This window comes from Emcibacter sp. (assembly GCF_963675455.1).
In the GTDB taxonomy this organism is placed as follows: Bacteria; Pseudomonadota; Alphaproteobacteria; order Sphingomonadales; family Emcibacteraceae; genus Emcibacter.
On record NZ_OY776217.1, the window covers coordinates 818,388 to 839,437 of the forward strand.

Sequence of the window (21,050 nt, forward strand, 5' to 3'; positions counted from 1 at the left end):
GGTTACTGTCACCGTAATTGGTTACTGTCACCGTAATTGATGATGCTGCCCTGGTGATTGGCATGGTAGTAAAACTTGTTCGCGGTCCCTGACCCGGTATACATGACCAGATATTCATCAACCCCCGGGCCGTGCACATATCGGCGCAACAGGGTTGAACCCTGATAATCGGCAATTTCTTCCACCCCGTCATGCAGGAAGGTGGTGGTGGTGCCGCCCGCGGTTTTGACACTGCGGCGTCCCATATAAATGTCAGGCAGCAAAAAAGCCGTACTCCCTGCGAGAATACGGCCTTGAAAAAATATCCGGGGGCTCTGTTACTCGGAAAGAACCTTTTCTTCCATGTCCTCGCCCCGACCAGTCCATTTCGGCATGGTCACATGGTTGTCGGCAGAGACCCCTGTACGATTCAGAACAACAGGCAATGTCAAAAGCAGGATCTTCAGATCCAGGAAAAGGCTGCAGTGATCCACATACCAGACATCGAGAATAAATTTCTGGTTCCAGCTGATGGAATTGCGGCCTGTCACCTGGGCCCAGCCGCTGATCCCGGGACGAACTTCATGACGGCGCATCTGCTCTGTTGTGTAGCGGGAAGCATATTCTGCAATAAACGGCCGCGGGCCGATCAGACCCATATCGCCAATCAGGACATTCCACAGCTGGGGCAGTTCATCCAGGCTCCAGTCCCGAAGAAGTTTCCCAAATCTGGTCAGTCGATGCTGGTCTTCAAGAAGAACGCCGTTTTCGTCTCTCTCGTTGGTCATGCTCCGGAATTTGTAAATCTCAAATGTACGGCCATTGAGGCCAAGCCGTTCCTGCTTGAAAAGTACAGGAGATCCCAGTTTGAGGCGTACTGCAACGGCCACAAATATCAACAGGGGGGAGATCATAACCAGTATGGTAGCTGCCCCCAGGATGTCGATAATTCTTTTCCAGAACCTCTTATATGTAAGACCTAACATCACTTCCTCATTCTTTTCAGGTTAGCCAGACACTAACCATTTAAAGTTAACGAGCAATTAACAGGCGCCTTAACGAACTGCAATTGTCGTAACTCCCCCAATTTTTGCAAGAATAAATACAGATCGTGACAAGATTATGATCATCGCACACTAAACAAAACCGACCTGAAAAAGTATTAATTGCAACGCCCCCTAGAAAATTTAACTTTGAAGTAACATCACTGATTCTCTATTGCAAGGAGAAAAAACCAATAAAAACCAATATAGTGCTTTTGCATTAGCAACAAAATATTAACGTCAGATTTCACGTCTGATTAAGCTCTCAGGTCCGGCTATTGCTGGAGACCCCCTGTCTCAATCACCTGCCTCATCAGGTTAATAGTTTCGCTACGACCATATAAGGCAATAAAAGATCCCATTCTGGGACCCTGCTGCTGACCCAGGAGGATTTCATAAAGTGTCTGGAACCATTCCCGCAGATTTTCATAATTGTGGGCCTTGCCGACCGTAAAGACCGCTGTCTGATAGTCACCGGCCTCGGCTGTTTCCGGCAATCCTTCCAGTTCTTTGATCAGATCTTCCAGAGCCGTAATTTCCTGCTCTGTCGGCGTCCGGTATTTCTTGGTCGGTTTGACAAAATTCTCATAATAAACCAGTGCATAGGAAACCAGTTGATCCAGCAGCGGATGATCCGCCGGCGTGGCATCCGGCGCATAGGCGCTGATATATCCCCACAGGGTCTCCGTGTCATGGGCATTGCTGGCACTGACCAGATTGAGCAACAGGGAGAAGGTCACCGGTACATCCTCTTCCGGCGGGTTATCGCTATGAATATGCCAGATCGGATTGGCGAATTTCTCCTTGCCTTCCTGTTCACGGAACTTGGACAGGAACGTCAGATAATCATCAACCGCCTTGGGAATAACGTCAAAATAGAGTTTTTTGGCCTTGCGCGGCGCCTGGAACATATAAAGGGCCAGACTTTCCGGTGTGCCATACTGCAGCCACTCCTCCATGGTCAGGCCGTTGCCTTTGGATTTGGAAATCTTCTGGCCGTTTTCATCCAGGAAAAGTTCATAGTTAAACCCTTCCGGCGGCTCGCTGCCCAGAATGCGGGCGATGCTGCTGGAAAGTTTCACACTCTCATACAGGTCTTTGCCGGACATTTCATAATCCACGTCAAGCGCCACCCAGCGCATGGCCCAGTCGGCCTTCCACTGGGCCTTGCAGTGACCGCCGGTCACCGGCACTTCCACCAGTTCGCCAGTTTCCTCGTCTTTATAGACAATGGTGCCGGCTTCCACATTGCGTTCCACCAGCGGCACCTGCAGCACCCGGCCGGTACGCGGACAGACCGGCAGAAAGGGGCTGTAGGTTTTCTGACGTTCCTCGCCCAGCGTCGGCAGCATCACTTTCATGATCCTGTCGTAGTTTGCCAGCATCTTGAGCAGGGTTTCATCCATCTCGCCGGAAAGATAAGCCTCGGTGGCGCTTCTGAATTCATAGTCAAAGCCGAAACTGTCGAGGAATTTACACAGCCGGTCATTGTTGTGATGGGCGAAACTCTCATGGGTACCGAACGGGTCCGGCACTTTGGTCAGCGGCATGCCCAGATAATTCTGCAGCATCTCCTGATTGGGCAGGTTGCTCGGCACCTTGCGGAATCCGTCCATGTCGTCTGAAAAGGCGATTAACCTGGTCGGCACATCGGAAATCAGCTCAAAGGCCTTGCGCACCATGGTCGTCCGGGCCACCTCGCCAAAGGTGCCGATATGGGGCAGGCCGCTGGGACCGTAACCGGTTTCAAACAGCACATGATCCTTATTATTCCCGGCCTTCTCAACACGCTTCACCAGCTTCTCGGCTTCCTGGAAAGGCCAGGCTTTGCTGTCAAGGGCTTGGGCGATAACTTCCGGTGATGCAGTCATGGATAAAAAACCTTTGTTCTGGGTACCAATAAACTAGTGTAAACCGAAGGTTTCATAAGGCCAAGCGTCGCCTTCGTCAACTGTCACGATTTCCCGACCGTTAAATTTCCCGGCCGGGAAATAGTGGCAATAATTTTCTTTCCCCGTTAAAAAGCTTTTGCCTTTCACTATAGCTGTCTATAGTGAATGAAACAAAACCGGAACATTCAGGCCATTTTAGCCCATGACTGACAGTCTCATGTCATTCCCCAATCCCGAGGAAGTCCTCAGCCGCACCAGCGCCCTGGTCGCCGGGCCCACCCATGGGGTGATCATTTCTCCGGACGGGGAAGTGGAGGAATATGACCATGGAGCCTTAAGGCGCAAAATCCGTGGTCAGGCTTTTCTCATCTGCAACCCTCCGGTTATTGCCCGGCGGCTCGGCATGGCCGGTCAGAAGGCGCTCGACGTTCTTGAGCTTTTTGCCTTTGTCCGACCGGCACAATTCTGCCTGCCGCTGCCCCGCGGTCTGGCCCGGGCCCTGAAAATAGAGATCGCAGACCACAGTCTTGAGGATGAAGGCCTGATCCTGATCGAGGCGGCCCGCCGGCTGATCCGGGAAATTGCCGCGCCAAATTACCCGTACCCCGAGGGACTCCTCGCCCAGGCCCGGCAGATGGCCGAGGCCGGCTGGAGCTGGGGCCCGCTGATCCTCGGCGCCCTGAAATCCTCAGAGACTGCAACAGAATGGCGGGTCTGGGATCATCTGCCGGAATGGGAGGAAGAGGCCCCGCCCGCCCCGCCCGGCACAGAACCCGTGGGCCGGGAAGAAGCCATCGAACGCCTTGGCGCGCTGATCGGGGCAAATGCCGAACAACGGGAAAGCCAGAAAGACTATACCGCGCTGGCCGCCCATACGTTTGATCCGCCGGAAACCGCTGAAGAACCGGTTGTTGTGCTGGCCGAGGCGGGCACCGGCATCGGCAAAACCCTGGGCTATATCGCGCCGGCCAGCCTGTGGGCCGAGAAAAACGACGGCACCGTGTGGATATCCACCTATACCAAGAACCTGCAGCGGCAGCTGGACCAGGAACTGGACCGGCTTTACCCGGATCCAGCCACCAAGGCCCGCAAAGCGGTAATCCGCAAGGGACGGGAAAATTACCTGTGCCTGCTGAACCTGCAGGAACTGTCCCAGTCGGCCACCCAGAATGAAGGCCGCATCCTGCTTGGCCTGGTCCAGCGCTGGGCCCGATACAGCCGGGACGGTGATATGATCGGGGGAGATTTCCCAAGCTGGCTGGGCGAACATTTCGGACAAAGTCGTTTGGCGCAACTAACCGACCGGCGCGGCGAATGTATCTATGCCGCCTGCGCCCACTATAAAAGATGCTTCATTGAAAAATCCCGCCGCCGGTCCCGCAAAGCCTCGCTGGTGATCGCCAACCATGCCCTGGTGATGATACAGGCGGCAACCCGCACCGCCGTCAACAAGGACGGTAAACTGGAGTCCGTCAAGGACCCGGACCTGCCCAGCCGCTATATCTTTGATGAAGGTCATCATATCTTTGATGCCGCTGACAGCGCCTTTTCCGCCCATCTGTCCGGTCAGGAAGGCCTCGATCTGCGACGCTGGGTCCGGGGTGCGGAAAATTCAAAACGCCGCGGCCGGGGCCTGGAAGGACGTCTCGAGGAACTGGTTGCAGGTGACGACGAAGCAAGGAGCCTGTTGCAGGAAGTGATCCATGCGGCCCGCTGCCTGCCGGCCGACGGCTGGCATGGACGGCTCATTGACGGATCCCCCTTTGGCCCGGCGGAACATTTCCTCGCCGCGATACGCCAGCAACTCTATGCCCGCAACGGAAGTCGTGAGGAATTCCATTCCATCGAATGCCCCCCCATGCCACCTGTGGAAGGCCTGCCGGAAGCGGCCGAAGCTTTGCAACAGTCCCTGAAAGCCCTGGTCACGCCGATGAAGGGCCTGAGCGCCCGACTGCTCAAAAAACTGGACCAGGAAGCAGACGAACTGGACAGCGCCAGCCGCAACCGGCTGGAATCCCTGAGCCAGAGCATCAGCCGGCGACGGGAAACTATTGAATTCGGCTGGATCCCCATGCTTGATGTGCTGGCTGGCCACAAGGCGCCGGATGAGGAGTTTATCGACTGGTTTGAGCTGGACCGCCAGGGCGGCCGGGAAGTCAATGTGGGTTTTTACCGCCACTGGGTGGATCCCAGCCTGCCGTTCGCCAGCACCGTGCTGAAAAGCGCCCAGGGGTCCATGATCACCTCGGCCACGCTCCGGGACCGGTTGACGGAAAATCACAATCCGGATGTGGAATGGCATACGGCCGAGGTGCGCACAGGCGCCGCCCACCTGATCAGCCCGCCGTTGCGCCAGAGCCTCAATTCCCCGTTCGATTATCCGGCCCAGAGCCGCATTTTCATCGTCAATGACATGAACAAGCGCAGCCTTGACCAGCTTGCCGCCGCCTACCGGGAGCTGTTTCTCGCTGCGGGCGGCGGGGCGCTCGGCCTGTTTACCGCCATCAGCCGCCTGCGCGGGGTTTACCAGCGTCTGGCCGGACCGCTGGAAGATGAGGGACTGCCGCTTTATGCCCAGCATATCGACCCCATCAATGTGGCAACCCTGGTGGACATTTTCCGGGAGGTGGAGCACAGCTGCCTGCTGGGCACCGATGCGGTCCGTGACGGCATGGATGTGCCGGGACCGTCGCTCAGGCTCTGTGTGTTCGACAAGGTACCCTGGCCGCGTCCCACATTGCTGCACAAGGCGCGCCGCAAACGCTTCGGCGGTCAGTCCTATGACGACCTGATCACCCGGCTACGCCTGAAGCAGGCCTATGGCCGCCTGATCCGGCGGCAAAGCGACCGCGGCGTGTTTGTCATGCTGGACGGGGCGACGCCGTCAAGATTGCTGAGTGCGTTCCCGGAAGGAGTGGAAGTGGAGCGGATCGGTCTTGCCGAGGCCATTCAAAAAACAAAAGAGTTTCTTAGCGAGACGTGAAGTCGACAATCCTGTGGATAGCCCGGTCCCAATTGTCCTCGGCAGTGAGGCCACTGGCCTTGCGCGGGACAAGATCGTGATTGCCGTCATCCAGCCATTCGATAGTAATCTTATCGGAAAGATCATATCCTGCCACCGCCTCCCGGTTACCCATGGCGTCCCGTTCCCCCTGCAGGATCAGGGACGGCGTCTTCAGGTCCCTCAGGTGATCGGTCCGCGGCTTGTCCGGCTTGCCCGGCGCATAGAAGGGATAACCGAGGCAGATCAGGCCGGCGGGGGAAAGCTCATCGGCGATCAGGCTTGCCATCCGGCCGCCCATGCTCTTGCCGCCGATATAGATTTTGCCTGTAAATCCAGTGCCTTCAAAGACCTGACGCCATGACGTCAACAGTTTCGGCTGGCGATCCGGCGGGCGTTTCTTGCCGGTTTCGCGCCGCTCGGCCATATAGGGAAATTCAAAGCGCAGGACACGTAAACCATTCTCCGCCAGCTTCTCCGCAAAATAGTCCATAAAAGGGCTGTCCATTGGCGCTCCCGCACCATGGGCGAGAATGATAAGGATGGAGGCGTCTTCCGGTCCGTTCCACAGCACCGGCAGGTCGGCGATGCTTTCCATATATCGTTCCTTATTTCACGATCATGTTTTATTTTACAATCATACTTGCGCCGGTTTTGAGGGTTTCCCCTTCCTCGGCCCGGGGCGGGATGGTCACGCCTTTGGCAAAGGACGGACGGGCGGCCAGCCTGTCGATCCAGGCTGAAAGGTTCGGGAATTGGCCAATCTCGAGCCCTGCCCAGGCATAGGAACGCACCCAGACCCAGGTGGCGATGTCCACAATGGTAAAGTCGCCGCAGATATAATCCCGACCCTCAAGCTGGCCTTCCAGAACGCCGTACAGCCGGAGTGTTTCCTTCTGGTAGCGGTCGATGGCGGGCTGGATTTTTTCCGGAAAATAGCGATAAAAGACATTAGCCTGGCCCTGCATGGGACCAATACCGCTCATCTGGAACATCAACCACTGCATCGCTTCGTAACGGCCTTTTTCATCCCTGGGCATCAGCTTGCCGGACTTTTCCGCCAGATAAAGCAGAATGGCGCCGGACTCGAATATGGCCAGGTCATTGTTGCCCCGGTCGACAATGGCCGGCACCCGGCCATTGGGATTAATCTTCAGATATTCCGGTGATTTTTGTTCATTCTTGCCGAAGTCCAGCACATGAACAGTGTAGGGAAGCCCGAGCTCCTCCAGAGCAATGGAAATCTTGTATCCGTTTGGCGTGGCGGCCGTATAAAGGTCGATCATGGGAAATTCCTTTGAATTTTGTGGTTCTGGCTCTTTTATCTGGGAGCAGATGATATCAGGTCAACGACCTCACAAAAAGATGATCGCCCCCAAAAGACAATCAGAGAACGATAACCTTGCCGTCTTCAATCCCCACCGCCACGGACCGCAGGGACCGGCCGCGGCAGGGACCGGCCATACATTTGCCGTCATCAATCTGGAACAGGGCGCCGTGAAAATTACACAGGAAATATTGTCCGCTTTTTTCCGTGAATACGCCTTCTTTAAGATTCAACGGCACATACATATGCGGACAGGCGTTCTGATAGGCAAAGACCTCATTTTTCCGGCGATAAACAAAGAACTCAAAAGGTTCCTTCTCGGTTCCAAAGGTAAATTCCAGCCCCTTGCCGTCCCCGATATCTTCCAGCGCACAAAGCACATGGCCTTTTTCCGGACCGTTTGCCACGTCCGGCAGCCAGATATCCCAGATATCAAAGTCCTGGCCGCCTGACATCAACCTTCCAGCCAGGTTCCCAGCACCGGGTTGAACGGCAGGATCCGAACCTTGTCAAACAGACCGGCCTTGGCATAGGGATCATTATCGGCAAAATTTTGCGCCGCGGCCTGGTTATGAACATCGATCACAATCATGCTGCCCCGGGGTTTGGGCTCGTCTTCTTCGGTTAAAATCGGGCCAGCCAACTTTACAACGCCGGACTTTTCCGCATAGGCCAGATGGTCGGAACGCACGGACATGCGAAGATCCAGGCTGTCGGCCTTGTCATAGGCCAGAATGACAAAATGCATTTTATTTCCCCTTATCAGAACATTTCTTCTTTGCTGATGGGGCGGCTGAGCAGTTCCGCAATCACCTCATCCACATTCTTGTCCCCATGCAGCAAATCATAAACCGCCCGGGCGATAGGCATGTCAATTTTCTCTTCGCTGGCGATCCGGTGCAGGATTTCCGAGGTATGATAACCTTCGGCAACGGTTTTGCGGTTGTCCATCACCTCCGAGATATCCTTTCCTTGTCCCAGCGCCATGCCCAGAGACATATTGCGGGACTGCGGCGAGGAGCAGGTCAGCATCAGGTCGCCAAGACCGGACAGGCCGACCATGGTTTCGGGATCCGCCCCCCGGCTTTCCCCGAAACGGACCATTTCCGCCAGCGAGCGGGTAATCAGGGCGGCCCGGGCGTTTTCGCCCAGGTTTTTGCCGGCCACCACACCACAGGCAATGGCGAATACATTCTTGACCGCGCCGCCGATCTCGGCCCCGATCACATCCCGGGACAGATAGGGCCGGAAGGTGGGCTGGCCGATGGCCTCGGCCAGAGAATGCGCAAGTTTCTGGTATTTGGAGGCGATGGTCACCGCCGTCGGCAGGCCGCGGGCGGCTTCACCGGCAAAGCTCGGGCCGGACAGCACCGCCAGGGGATTCTTGGGCATCATCTCGGCCATGACGTCACTCATCAGCTTGCCGGTTGATTGCTCGATGCCCTTGGAACAGAGCACCACAGGCACGCTTTCCTTAAGATGATTCCTGAGGTCTCCGGCCACATGGCGGACAAACTGGGCCGGCGCCACCATCAGCAGAAAGTCGGGAGTGCCCAGTTGTTCATAGCTGTTCACCGCCGTAATATTTGACGGCATTTTTACATCCGGCAGAAAAAGGCTGTTCACCCGGTCCTGATTGACAGTCGCCACCACTTCCGGCTCCCGCGCCCAGAGTATCACGTCATGACCTGACCGGGCCGCCGTAATGGCGAGTGCTGTGCCCCAGGCACCGGCGCCGACAACTGCAATTTTTCCCATCTGATGACTTCCTTTATTATTGTTTTTGTCTGTTACTCAGGCTTTCACACCGGCCCCGATAACGGCCGGGGCATCCGGATCAAGTGGCCAGCGGGCTTTTGCCCCCACCGACAGATCGTCGACCTGTCCAAGACGCAGGCGCTCCACCCCGGCCCAGGCAATCATGGCGCCATTATCAGTACAAAGCGCTGGCGGCGGGGCAACAAGGGAAACGCCGCGTTGTCCGCAGGCCGCTTCGAGACCCTTGCGCAGATATGTGTTGGCGGCGACACCACCGGCCACAACCAGAATATGCTGTTCCGCCTGATATTGTTCAAGATAAATATCCAGCGCCCGTCCCACCCGGTCGATAATGGCCTCGGTCAGGGCAAGCTGGAAATCGGCTGCCAGGTCATAAACATCCTGCTGGGTAATTTCCTGGCCCAGCTTTTCGACCTCGCGGCGCACGGCGGTCTTGAGACCGGAAAAAGAGAAATTGCAGTCGGGCCGCCCTTTCAGCGGCCGGGGCAGGCTGAAACGTCCGGCTGTGCCCTTGAGGGCCGCCTTCTCAACCGCCGGACCGCCTGGATAATCCAGCCCCAGAAGCTTGGCGGTCTTGTCAAAAGCCTCACCGGCCGCATCGTCAATGGTGGTGCCGAGCCGTTCATACCGGCCCACACCCCTGACCACCTGTAGCTGGCAATGGCCGCCGGACACCAGCAGCAGCAGATAGGGAAAAGCCACCGCGTCATTGAGACGCACCGAAAGTGCATGCCCCTCCAGATGGTTGATGCCCATGAAAGGAATATCGCAGGCGCTGGCGATGGCCTTGCCGGTCATCAGGCCGACCATGACTCCGCCGATCAGGCCGGGTCCAGAGGTCGCCGCCACGGCATCCAGTTCTGAAAATTCGATTCCGGCCATCTGCAGGGCCTCGGTAATAATGTCATCCAGATGATCGATATGGGAGCGGGCGGCAATTTCCGGCACCACCCCGCCATAAGGGCGGTGTTCGTCCAGCTGGGACATCACCACATTGGACAGGATCCGGCCCTTGCCGTCGACCACCGCCGCCGCCGTCTCGTCACAGCTGGTCTCCAGCCCCAAGACGAGGGGGGATGCCGGGGGAGTTTTCTGGTCGGAATTTTCCGGATTGTTTATTGCCATTTCCACTGGTACTGCTTTGGATTATATCCTACAAACACCTATATAAGGCGTTTGGCCCCAAGAAAAAAGGCTCTAACATCCGGGAATGATCCGTGCAAGAAAAGCTTGGAAATAAAAACATCCGTATCGGCACCCGGGGCAGCCAGCTTGCCCTGGCCCAGGCCCATGAAACAAAAGGCCGGCTTCTTGCCGCCCATCCGGAACTGAACGAAGCGCAGATCGAAATTGTGGTTATGTCGACCCGGGGCGATCGCATCCTCGACCGGCCGCTGGCGGAGATCGGCGGCAAGGGCCTGTTTACCGAGGAAATCGAGGCCGCCCTGCTGGCCGGGGAAATTGACCTGGCCGTGCACAGCCTCAAGGATATGCCAACCGAACTGCCGGAGGGGCTGGAGCTTGCCGCCTATCTCGAGCGGGAGGATGTGCGCGATGCCTTTATCTCATCAAAGGCTGCAAGCCTGATGGAACTGCCGGCCGGCGCCGTTGTCGGCACCGCCTCCCTGCGCCGCCAGGCCCAGACCCTGGCCCTCAGGCCCGACCTCAAAGTGGTGACCTTCCGCGGCAACGTCCAAAGCCGTTTGCGCAAACTGGAGGCCGGCGAAGTAGACGCCACTTTCCTTGCCATGGCCGGGCTCAACCGGCTGGCGCTGGAAGACGGGCGGGTGCATCCGCTGGCCATCGGCGAACTGCTGCCCGCCGTCGCCCAGGGCGCCATCTGCATCGAAATTGCCATAAATAATGCCCGGGCCATGGCTCTTGTCAGCCCGCTCAATCATCCGCCCACCGAGCAACAGGTGGTGGCGGAACGGGCCTTTCTCAACGAACTGGACGGCTCCTGCCGCACCCCCATCGCCGGCCTTGCCACCCTTGATGGCGGCAGGCTTCTGTTACGCGGCCGCCTGCTCGACCTGGACGGCAGTGAAGTTTACGAAGACCGGGAGGAAGGTTCCGCCGGCGAGGCCGAGAACATCGGCCGCATACTGGGACGCCGGATGAAGGAGACAGCCGGTAAAGCCTTCTACGACAAACTTATGGCCGCGAGCGGGACCTGATCGTCATGAGGTTTCTGCTGACACGTCCTCTGGAAGACAGCACAAAACTGGCACAGATGCTGGAAGCAGCGGGACATCAGGCAATGATCGAGCCGATGATGGACATCCGCGTCCTGGCTTTTGATCCGCCAAAGGATCCGTCCGGCTACCAGGCCGTGATTTTCACCAGTGCCAATGGCGTACGCGCCTTCCGTCACCATTTCCCGGACGTCATCCTGCCGGTTTATGCGGTCGGCCCCGCCACCGCCGCGGAAGCCCGTCTTGCCGGCTTCACAGACATCAAATCCAGCAGCCGGGATGTGGAAAAGTTGTCTCAATTGATCGCCTGCGACCCGGAACTGGATAAAAACCGGCCGCTATTACATGTGGCCGGCACAGTTGTTGCAGGCGACCTTGCAAAGTTACTGCAAAAAGTTGGTTTTTCCGTTGACCGCTGGCAACTCTATGAGGCAATCAGGGCAGACCAACTTTCGAACCCAACTCTGGAAATGTTGGATCAGGGGAGAATCGATGCCATTACCTTTTTCTCCCCCCGCACGGCCCGCATCTTTGTGGATCTGGTCCGACAGGCGGGACGGGAGCACCCATTGAAACAGATCAAGGCGCTTTGTCTTAGTGATGCCATAATGGATGTGATAAAGTCAGTTGCATGGAAGGAAATACGGGTGGCGCCCGAACCGAACCAGCACAGCCTGTTCCGGGATATAAATATTGAGCTTGAGGAAAAATCATCATGACCACAGCCGACAATAATTCCCCAGAGAAGCCAGACATGGGGACAAAGGATAACGGGAAAAAAACCGAAACCGGCACCGGGCCTGCCGCCGCTGCCAAACCGGCCCCTGCGTCCGTCGCGGGGCAAAACGGCCCGGCGAAACCATCTGTCGAGAAGCCCTCCGCAAAACCGGGCGGCAAAGCCAACTGGTCGCTGAGAATTCTTCTCCTGCTGCTGCTTTTCCTGGCCGGCGGGGCCGTTACCCTTTATTTCCTGCCCTGGCTTGAAGACCGCCTGCCGGTAATTACCCAATGGACCGGCCACAGCCCGGCAGCGACGCCGGGCCTGCCGGCGGACTTAACGGTTCTGGCCGATGTTGAAAAACGCCTTGATCGCCAGGACCAGGCCATTGCCGCGCTGGAGGAAAAGTCACGCAACCTGAACCTCAGGCTGCAGGACCTCGCGCAGGCTGGCGGCGCGGCCCCGTCCGCAGAGCTTCTGGCCCGGATCGAACAGCTTGAACAACGCCCTGTGATACAGGAAAACCGCCCCGAAGCGGAACAGGACCTGTCCCAGGCCGCCCGCATCGACATGCTGCTTGGTCGTATGAGCCAACTTGAAGCCTCCTTTGTGCCGCTCAGCAAAAACCTGATAGAGGCCCGGGAGGCGGCCGAAGAACGTGCCCGGCTCTTTGCAGAAAACACCCATCAGAATGATCTTCTGTCCCAGCTGGAAAGTCGTCTGGCACAGGTGGAAGCCTTTGCCGCACGGGGCAACCGGGGCGCTTCCCTGGCCTTCAGCCTGAGCCGGCTTCGGGATAAAGTTGTCTCTGGCGCGGCTTATGCAAAAGAGCTGGAAAATTTCAAAAACCAGCTTGCCGGCAGCACACTCGCCGGCAATCCGGCCCTGCAGCGGGCGCTGGCAACCCTCGAGGAACAGGCACAACAGGGCCTGACCAATGCGGTGGAGCTGCGGGAGAAATTTGAAGGTCTGATCCCGGCCCTGATCCGGGCCGAACAAACCACGGCGGATGCCGGCTGGTGGCAAAAGGTGAAAGACAGTTTTAGAAATCTGATCACCATCCGGGACAAGGATGCCGCAGGCGAGGAAACCTTTGACAGCCTGTTGCGCAGCCTTGAGGAAAACCTCAATGCCCTCGATCTGGAGGATGCGCTGGCCCTGATGAAAAAACTCCCCAACCAGGTGCAGAAAGTTCTCAAGGACTGGATGTTTGACGCGGAACTGTGGCTCAATTCCCGCGAGGCACTGGCCGAGATTGAAAAAATCGCCGGCGAGACCCTGCTCGATAACGCCCCTGCCCGGCAGGGTGCCGCGCCGGAGGAAACCAGCCTATGACCCGCCTGACCTTCTATATCATTCTCGGCGTGCTGGTTGCCCTTGGCACCGCCTGGATGGTCGCCCAGCCCGGCGACATGGTGCTGACCTGGCGCAACTGGGAACTCAGGATGTCCTTTGCCACCCTGACTGCCCTTGGCCTCCTCTATACTGTATTCGTTTGGCTGTTGTGCAGATTCTGGCGCGCCCTGAGGAACGCCAACCCGCTGAATTCACCGGAACGGCAGGCGGCCAGACGACGCCGGGGCCACGGCGAACTGGACCGGGGCTGGTCCGCCTGGGCGCTGGGTGATAAGGACGGGGCGCTGAGACATGCCCGCCGGGCCAGAACGGATCTGCCGCACGAAAACGGCCCGCTGCTGCTGCTCAGCCATTGTGAAACGGAAAAACGCCGGATTGCCATTCTGGAAGACCTGCGCGCCAAACCGGCGACGGCGCCCTTCGCCCTCTATACCCTGCTGGAAGAGGCCATGGAGGAAGAAGATTATGTACTGGCCCTCAGTCTCGCCCGGGAACTTTCAGCGCTGGCCCCCGGCAACCGGAAAATCCTGAAAAAGCTGTTTGATATCGAGGTCCACCACGGCAAATGGGAGGCGGCGGCCGATACACTCAGAACCGCCCGCAAGAACAAGGTCCTGGAGGCGCCCGAAATCGCCCATTACGAAGCCCTTCTATCCTATATTCGCGCCGTCGAGGCCGACGTCTCCGGCCAGCGGGCCAACGCCCTTGACCTCGCCCTGGAGGCCCAGAAAAAAGACCCGGGCTTTGCCCCGGCGGCCCAGCTTGCCGCCCGCATCCTGATGTCCCGCAAGGAAGGCGGACGCGCCCGTAAAATTCTGGAAACCGCCTGGAAAGGCGGCCCGCACCCGGAACTGGCCAGCCTGTTTATCGAGCTTGAGCCAATGGAAAGCCCGACCGAATGCCTGCGCCGCATCCAGCAACTGGTCAAGCTCAATCCGGACCATCGGGAAAGCCTGCACCTCCTGGCCGCCCAGGCCATCGAGGCCCAGCACTGGCCGGAAGCACGCAAGGCTCTCGACCGGCTGGTCACCTCGGGCCGGGCCACCGCCCGCACCTTTAATCTCTACGCCCGGCTCGAGCAGAAACAGAAAAAGGACCAGATCGCCGCTGAAAAATATATGGAAAAGGCGCTGGGCGCGAAACGGGACGGCCACTGGCACTGTTCAAGCTGCGGACACCAGCCCCGGCACTATACCAGCAACTGCCCGGAATGCGACCAGTTCGACGGCCTCGAGTGGGTGGAGTAAGTTCGCTTTGCCCAACCTGTAAAAAAGCGCGGCAAAACGGATTTTTCGCTTGAGCGGACAAGGGAATCTGCTAACTTGGCCGGCGGTTATGAAGCTTAACCAGGGTGTGCTTTTCGTGCCTGGCGCGGAAACACACCCACTCTTCACCGGACCAGCCGTCCCGGGCCGCTGTAGCTCAGTTGGTAGAGCAACGCATTCGTAATGCGTGGGTCGTAGGTTCAAGTCCTATCAGCGGCACCATATCCCTACGCAAAAGCGACCATGCGGACATAAAAATGCCCCGGCCGAAGCCGGGGCTTTCAGAGGCAATACAACTACTGGCCCCTATTTCTAGAAATTAAATCCCAGTTTGACGCCATACTCCCGGGTCGGGCCGAACCAGACAACTGCCACCCCCTGGCTGGACATGGAATCCTGGCCGTAAACCCGGTACACTTCATCAGTCAGGTTCTTGCCGTAGAAGGTCAGCTTCCAGCTTTCATCCTCCGGCCCGACAGTCAGGCGGGCATTGAGAAGACCGTAGCCGTCCTCTTCCACAGTCGCGGTCTGGTTGCTGGCCTGATGGTCATAACGGCTGCGCCAGGAATAGTCGGCACCGATCATGGCCATCCAGTCGTCACCAACCTCAAAGCGGTAGTCCCCGCCGAGGCTCAGGGTCCATTCGGACGCCCCCGGCAGATTCTTGCCGGCGCTGGTGTCAAAGGTAAAGCCGGTCTGCGGGTCGAGATTGCCGTTGTTGGCATAACCGAGGCCGCCGTAAACAAACAGCCCTTCAACCGGCATGGCCTGCACCTCGGCCTCGATGCCATAGATTTCCGCCTTGCCCGCGTTGGCCGTCAGGACAACAAACTGTCCAAGGTCATTCTGGGTTGTGGCGGTCAGCTGGATATCCTTGTAATCGGTATAGAAACCAGCAACGTTAATTCTCAGCTTCCGGTCCATCAGGTCGGATTTCAGGCCCACTTCATAGGCTGTGGTTGTTTCCTCATCGAAAGGAAACAGGTCGTTTGGTGAAAAGGGACGGCCGTTGAAGCCACCGGACCGGAACCCGCGGCCGACAGAGGCATAAACCATCACGTCATCAGTCGCCTGATATTCCACACTGACCTTGGGAGAGAAGGCGCTGAAGGTTTCGTCCCGGACTTCATCGACAAGCTGAAAAGGACCGAAGAAAGTATCCACGTCCACAGATTTCTTTTCGCTGGTCCAGCGCAGCCCTGCGGTCACACTCAGCTTTTCAGTCAGGCTGTAGGATCCTTGCGCAAACAGGGCATAGGAATCCGTGGTGCTGCCGGTATAGATAAGGATCGGCACGCCACCCAGAACGACGTCCTGGTCAAACTGGCCGGTTTCCCGGAAATAATAAGCCCCGACAAGCCATTCCAGCCGGTCATCAAAGGAGGTGCCCGTCAACTGGATTTCCTGGCTGAACTGGTCCTGGGAACTGTCAATCACCTGGTTCAGGATCGGCGAGGATCCACCGTCAAAATCCTGTCCGGAAACGCCGGACTGTTCGCGGTAAGCCGTGATCAGTTTCAGATCCATATTACCCAGACCAAAATCGGAGGTCAGGGACACGCCATATACATCCAGCTCATCATCTGCCGGAGTATCATACCGAACCAGATTGGGGTCATCATAGGGGATCACGGAGTTGGTGCCGCCATCGTCAAAGGCCGCATTGCCCGCATTCTGGACATAACCCACACGACCGAGCGGCATCACCGTGCCACGTCGGCGGGTGTGATCGGCAGACAGCAGGAAGGACATATCGTCCTTCGGTGTGTACAGCAACTGCACACGACCGGCCACATCGCGTTCTTCACCGAGGTTTCCGCCGCCGCCGGCCGGGTCATTGTCATACCCGTAGCCGTCGCTGTTTTTCGCGAGGAAAGATACCTTGCCGGCAAGAACATCTTTCACGATCGGGAAATCCGCCGAGAAGCGGCCGTTGAACCGGGCATGGTTGCCGACGGTCACTTCCGCCTTGCCGCCCAGTTCACCGGTCGGCTTGGCAGTAATGACGCTGACAGCCCCGCCGATGGTATTGCGGCCGAACAGGGTGCCCTGGGGACCACGCAGGACCTCGACCCGCTCCACATCGGCCAGATCAAGGGCCGCACCGGTCACGCGGGCAAGGTAAACGCCGTCCAGATAGACGCCGACACCGGGCTCGGTTGTGGTGATAAAGTCGGACTGCCCGATGCCGCGAATGGCAAAGGATGAGGCCCCGACGGTACCCGACGCCGAGGAAGAATATTGCAGGTTCGGCACCAGGCCGGCCACGTCATTGATGTTGCCGGCACCCCGGTCTTCCAGGGCTTCTGCAGAGAAAGCAGAAATGGCAATGGGTGTTTCCTGAAGGCTTTCGGCCCGCTTCCGGGCGGTTACGACTATTTCTTCAAGCGTGAAAGTGCTGTCTGCTTCCTGTCCCTGGGCAAATGCCGGAGCTGAAGTGACGGCCAGTGTCGCCACGCAGGTGGAGTACATGAGCGCTCTGGTCAAAAATGTTGATGTTGTCGGCATAATTTTCCTCTCCTGAACTGAACTACTGCCCCCTCGGGGCACTTTATTTCTTTGTATGACTTCTTTTTCTTTTGTGACTTCGACTAGTAGCTTGCCTTCCGAAGCCCGCACACTTCAACAAAGAATACGGGTAGTCCGCGGGAAAAAGCAGTAGTGAGCCAATTAAAACACCCTAAAAATCAGGCTACTTGTTTTAGTAGTTTTTGAAATATTATTTGCCTGAATTCTGCGCTTTTTCCGGGACAGCCATGCAAAAAGCCGGCGCAAGATCGCCGGCTTCTACAATCCCCATCAGGTATATCAATATCCTGCTATTTCCTTGTCCCGCGGCACCGCATAGGTTTTCTTGCTGTGAGACAAGCCGACGGTGGTCAGGGCCGAGGCCAGCATCACCGTCAGCGGGATCGGGTCGATGACCGGGATGTCATATCCTTCCTTCTCCAGAAGAGCCGTGATTTTTTCCGCACAACCCAGAAAACCGGTACAACCCAGCACAATCGCATCGGCACCGTCTTCACGCACCGCCGCCAGAGAAGCCTCCGCCAGCAGGCATTGGGTTTTTTCAAAATCCTTTTCAATTTCCAGAACCGGCATATTGATGGATCGAATGGAGGCAAGTTTTTCAGATACTCCGTAGATTTTTGCCAGATTGGTCAGCATGGGCACCACACTGTCCAACACTGTCACTACCGAAAATTTGTGCCCCAGCATGGCCGCCGTATGCATACTGCTCTCCCCGGGTCCCAGAACCGGAATGGACACCATTTCACGGGCCGGCTTCAGACCGGGATCCCCCATGCAGTCAATAACAATGGCATCGGCACCGGCCTTTTCCGCCTCGACACATTTGACAATTGTATCAGGTATCGCCAGGGCCTCGTCATACTCACTCTCGATAGAGGACGGCCCCCTGTCCAGCAGGGAGTGGCGGAATTCGATGTTATTGTCTTCAGCAAGGGGCGCAACATCATCCAGCGAGCGAATGCCGCGGGTGATAATCGGCGTGACAATGTGAATAACTTTGGTCATGAAACTCCTCCTGATAGATTTTTCCGGCACCGGAATACTGTTACAAAAAAATGAAGTATTACATTTCCCCTGACGGATCCGCAAAGAAAGCTTTGGGTAGATTTCTTATAAAAACAGGTAGTCTGGATATGGAATAGCCGGTATCAGACACTACCAAAAAAGATAGTTCCGGCACCGCCGATCAGCCCTGTGTGGTAAAGGCCCCCATCTTTTTTGCCTTGTTCAGGGCCTGGATGCGGTTGGAGGCATTGGTCTTGGCATAGATATTTTTCAGATGATACCTTACGGCGTGTGGCGTGACATTCAGCGCCTTGGCGATGACCTTATCCTGGAAACCCCGTTCAAGGCCGCGCAGGATCTCTATCTCCCTGTGGCTGAAAAATTCGCCGGCATCACTTGTCTCCCGGGCGATCTTCAACTGGGCAATCAGCTTGTCCAGCTGAACCTTCATATCCTCATCCCCGGCATTTGCAGCCAGCCTGTGCAGCAGGCTGCCGATCTGGTCCGCGAAACGAACGAACGGACGGATATAATCATTGAACTTGATCTGCTCCACAGCCCGCCGGGCGAACTCGAGAGCCATATCCCCCTGCCCCGCCGCTTTTTCCAGTACAGCACCCAGAACCAGTGCCCGAATTCTGCTGCGGACCAGACTTTTCTGTTCTGTAAATTCGAGAAAGGCCGCCAGCAGTGCCCTGCCCTCGTCAAACTCGCGCGCGCTGATATGCAGCTGAAGAAGCGTTATTGCAATGATTTCCGCCTCCCGCCAGCTGTATTTACTCATGTCAAAAATTTCATGCGCCTCGCGGGGCAACGCAAATTTTTCATACATTATGCCCGCCTGTTCCAGCTGTCCCTGGGACAACTGTATGGCCACGCGCTGCACCGCCAGAAAAATAGAGACTTTGGTCAGCCCCTGCTCTTCCGCTCGCTCGAAAGCTTCCCTGAGAAATGCCTGGGCATCCTCTGCGCCCTCTTCTTCAAGGATCATTTCCACCACAACGCTGTAGGCGGCGGCATAGATATCAAACCAGGCCTCGCTGTCATGCAGGCGCTGGATGATATTGTTGAGCTTCCGCTTGAGGCGCTTAAGCAGATTGCGCTCCAGATCCAGTTCAGCCATCAATATATCGCCAACCAGCTGAATTCCGCCATCACGCGGGAAATATTTTCGGGCATATTTCTGGGCCCGGGCATAATGAGCTTCGGCATCATGGGGTTCACCCTGTGCCATGGCGATACTGCCGAAATGAAAATCCATGAAAAGTTCGCCGTAAATGGAATTGATCTGCTTGAAATGCTCGATCCCTTCCCGGCCAATCCGCCAGGCCCGTTTAAAATCCGCCTTCTGCTGGTTTGCCAGACACAAGAGGGTTTTGTGATGGGCCAATGTGGTGGCATCAGCCACTCTGTGTCCCGGCTCGGGATTTTCATCCGTCAGAACAGACAACATCTCGTCATCCAGGGTACGACAGCCATAGGCCGCCAGGGTCGACCGCACAAAAATATGTTCCTGATACAAAGCGGCATCATCGCCCCCTTCCCGGTCCTTGTGGAATCCCTCCGTCTCTTCCTCCAGACGGTTAAATAGGCTCTGCGCCTCGTTCATATGCCCCTCTTTCATCAGGACAACACATTTGAGGAAGGCGATCCGCGGAAACAGCTTCAGAATTTCGTTATCCATCAGCTTCACTGCCTGATAGACCCGGGTCATCCCTTCCCTGAACCAGATCGTGATCCCGCCGGCCTGCTCCAGAATTTCACCGAAAAGCTGGTTGTCGCCGGCCAGGTTGGCATGGCGCAAAGCCGTCAACAGGCGTCCCTTGTCGGCCAGAATTCTGGCCGCCCGCCGCTGAAGGTCCATATAGCGGCGAATATCGTCCCGCTGCAATGTATTGAGCAAAAACTCCCGAAACAGGGCATGAAGGCGATAGACTTCTTCCTGGGCATCCAGCGAAACAATGACGCCTTCGAGATGGGATAGCCCGTCCAGCATCCGGTCCGCATCTTCAGTTTCCCGTATGGCATCGATCAGCGGCACTTCCAGCCATTCCAGAACAGAGACGTCCAGCAGGAATTTCTGCTCAGACTCGGACAGACGGGCAAAAACCTGCTCCGCAAAATATTCAGCCGCCAGACCGCGTTCTCCGGAAAACAGGCGGATTCGTTCGATGTCAAATCCACCTCCGGCACGCCCCCCCCTGATCAAACGCAGGGCGACCGGCCAGCCCTCGGTGCGGTCCAGCACCGTCTGCATGTCGGCCTGTGACAGCGTGTGATCAAAGAACGCCTCTACTTCCTCGGCAGAAAACCGCATTTCCTCGGCCGTCAACCGAATGGCGGCGCCGTCCAGCAACAGATTGCTCAGCAACAGGCCGGGATTACGCCGGAAGGCCACAGCAAGATGGAGATTTTCCGGTGCATGCCGGAACAGCACATTCAGAACCTGTACGGCCTCTTCTTCCGCAACAAATTCCACATCATCCAGGATCAGGGTGAAGTTGTCCCCGGTAGTCTGGATTGCGCCGATCAGCAGGTTGAGATTATATAGACTATCGTCGGAGGCAGAATTGTTGTTGGCCAACAGTCCGGTGTTGCTGACATCCAGTCCCGCCATATGCAGGGCATAAGCCAGATAGGTCACCAGGGTACCGCCGGTGTCTTCCGCACACAGCGTCAGCCAGGCGACCCGGTCACCGGTCTGCAGAAGCCTGCTGCGCCAAAGAGCAAGCAGCGTGCTTTTGCCAAAGCCTCCCGGTGCTTCCAGAATGGTCGCCCTTCTTTCCTGATGCCCGGAGAGACGGTCAAGTATGGCTGACCGTTCCGCCAGCACCGAATTTTTTCTGGGCGGGACAACCTTGGCTGAAACCAGCCAGGGGATCGGGTCAACCGGAACCTGGGGAACATCGTTACTCATGGCACAACTATATCACGGGCCTTGTAGCCGTCAATTGCATC

At 57.0% G+C, this 21,050-nt stretch carries 17 protein-coding genes and 1 tRNA gene; 6 read left to right on the top strand and 12 right to left on the bottom strand.

Annotated elements, in window-relative coordinates; all coding sequences use genetic code 11:
• Positions 1-8 precede the first annotated feature (8 nt).
• From ACORNT_RS03780 to ACORNT_RS03790, 3 genes are all read right to left on the bottom strand, one after another.
• Entirely contained in the window at positions 9-263 is a 255-nt protein-coding gene (locus ACORNT_RS03780) for a hypothetical protein (protein ID WP_321395522.1), read from the bottom strand.
• Between the two features lie 54 nt (positions 264-317).
• Positions 318-965: a sugar transferase gene (locus ACORNT_RS03785; protein ID WP_321395524.1), complete on the bottom strand. Its 648-nt coding sequence runs from the start codon at positions 963-965 to the stop codon at positions 318-320.
• A 332-nt stretch (positions 966-1,297) separates the two neighbouring features.
• Positions 1,298-2,893: a lysine--tRNA ligase gene (locus ACORNT_RS03790; protein ID WP_321395526.1), complete on the bottom strand. Its 1,596-nt coding sequence runs from the start codon at positions 2,891-2,893 to the stop codon at positions 1,298-1,300.
• A 223-nt stretch (positions 2,894-3,116) separates the two neighbouring features.
• Between ACORNT_RS03790 and ACORNT_RS03795 the strand changes: the two genes are divergently transcribed.
• Entirely contained in the window at positions 3,117-5,897 is a 2,781-nt protein-coding gene (locus tag ACORNT_RS03795; RefSeq protein WP_321395527.1) for an ATP-dependent DNA helicase, read from the top strand.
• Here the strand turns inward: ACORNT_RS03795 and ACORNT_RS03800 are convergent.
• The 6 genes from ACORNT_RS03800 to tsaD all read right to left on the bottom strand — a co-directional run bounded on the left by ACORNT_RS03800 (position 5,884) and on the right by tsaD (position 10,146).
• Positions 5,884-6,513, bottom strand: coding sequence for an alpha/beta family hydrolase (locus tag ACORNT_RS03800; RefSeq protein WP_321395529.1), 630 nt, complete (start codon positions 6,511-6,513; stop codon positions 5,884-5,886). The genes ACORNT_RS03795 and ACORNT_RS03800 overlap by 14 nt on opposite strands.
• Before the next feature lie 28 nt (positions 6,514-6,541).
• Positions 6,542-7,201: a glutathione S-transferase family protein gene (locus ACORNT_RS03805; RefSeq protein ID WP_321395531.1), complete on the bottom strand. Its 660-nt coding sequence runs from the start codon at positions 7,199-7,201 to the stop codon at positions 6,542-6,544.
• Positions 7,202-7,301: 100 nt separating this feature from the next.
• Positions 7,302-7,697 (bottom strand): Rieske (2Fe-2S) protein, encoded by a 396-nt coding sequence (locus ACORNT_RS03810; RefSeq protein WP_321395533.1) that lies wholly within the window; start codon positions 7,695-7,697, stop codon positions 7,302-7,304.
• Positions 7,697-7,990: a YciI family protein gene (locus tag ACORNT_RS03815; protein WP_321395535.1), complete on the bottom strand. Its 294-nt coding sequence runs from the start codon at positions 7,988-7,990 to the stop codon at positions 7,697-7,699. Before ACORNT_RS03815 ends, ACORNT_RS03810 begins: the two co-directional genes overlap by 1 nt.
• Before the next feature lie 14 nt (positions 7,991-8,004).
• Positions 8,005-9,000, bottom strand: coding sequence for an NAD(P)H-dependent glycerol-3-phosphate dehydrogenase (locus ACORNT_RS03820; protein WP_321395537.1), 996 nt, complete (start codon positions 8,998-9,000; stop codon positions 8,005-8,007).
• Between the two features lie 36 nt (positions 9,001-9,036).
• Positions 9,037-10,146, bottom strand: coding sequence for a tRNA (adenosine(37)-N6)-threonylcarbamoyltransferase complex transferase subunit TsaD (gene tsaD / locus ACORNT_RS03825; RefSeq protein ID WP_321395539.1), 1,110 nt, complete (start codon positions 10,144-10,146; stop codon positions 9,037-9,039).
• Between the two features lie 92 nt (positions 10,147-10,238).
• On the opposite strand from tsaD, the gene hemC reads away from it, so the two are divergent.
• The 5 genes from hemC (at position 10,239) to ACORNT_RS03850 (ending at position 14,777) form a co-directional block, all read left to right on the top strand.
• Positions 10,239-11,198: a hydroxymethylbilane synthase gene (hemC, locus tag ACORNT_RS03830; RefSeq protein ID WP_321395541.1), complete on the top strand. Its 960-nt coding sequence runs from the start codon at positions 10,239-10,241 to the stop codon at positions 11,196-11,198.
• A 5-nt stretch (positions 11,199-11,203) separates the two neighbouring features.
• Positions 11,204-11,935: a uroporphyrinogen-III synthase gene (locus tag ACORNT_RS03835; RefSeq protein WP_321395543.1), complete on the top strand. Its 732-nt coding sequence runs from the start codon at positions 11,204-11,206 to the stop codon at positions 11,933-11,935.
• Positions 11,932-13,269, top strand: coding sequence for a hypothetical protein (locus tag ACORNT_RS03840; protein ID WP_321395545.1), 1,338 nt, complete (start codon positions 11,932-11,934; stop codon positions 13,267-13,269). The genes ACORNT_RS03835 and ACORNT_RS03840 overlap by 4 nt, the downstream gene beginning before the upstream one ends.
• The gene (locus ACORNT_RS03845) at positions 13,266-14,537 is read left to right on the top strand and encodes a heme biosynthesis protein HemY (RefSeq protein ID WP_321395547.1); all 1,272 of its coding nucleotides are present in this window, start codon (positions 13,266-13,268) and stop codon (positions 14,535-14,537) included. The genes ACORNT_RS03840 and ACORNT_RS03845 overlap by 4 nt, the downstream gene beginning before the upstream one ends.
• A 164-nt stretch (positions 14,538-14,701) precedes the next feature.
• Positions 14,702-14,777: transfer RNA gene (locus ACORNT_RS03850), tRNA-Thr, on the top strand.
• A gap of 90 nt (positions 14,778-14,867) precedes the next feature.
• Here ACORNT_RS03850 and ACORNT_RS03855 read toward each other — a convergent pair.
• The 3 genes from ACORNT_RS03855 to ACORNT_RS03865 form a co-directional block, all read right to left on the bottom strand.
• A complete protein-coding gene (locus tag ACORNT_RS03855) occupies positions 14,868-17,063 on the bottom strand; it encodes a TonB-dependent receptor (RefSeq protein ID WP_321395549.1) in 2,196 nt (731 codons plus the stop codon).
• A 300-nt stretch (positions 17,064-17,363) separates the two neighbouring features.
• Positions 17,364-18,092: an aspartate/glutamate racemase family protein gene (locus tag ACORNT_RS03860; protein WP_321395551.1), complete on the bottom strand. Its 729-nt coding sequence runs from the start codon at positions 18,090-18,092 to the stop codon at positions 17,364-17,366.
• A gap of 181 nt (positions 18,093-18,273) precedes the next feature.
• Positions 18,274-21,009 (bottom strand): LuxR C-terminal-related transcriptional regulator, encoded by a 2,736-nt coding sequence (locus ACORNT_RS03865; protein ID WP_321395553.1) that lies wholly within the window; start codon positions 21,007-21,009, stop codon positions 18,274-18,276.
• Between the last annotated feature and the right edge of the window lie 41 nt (positions 21,010-21,050).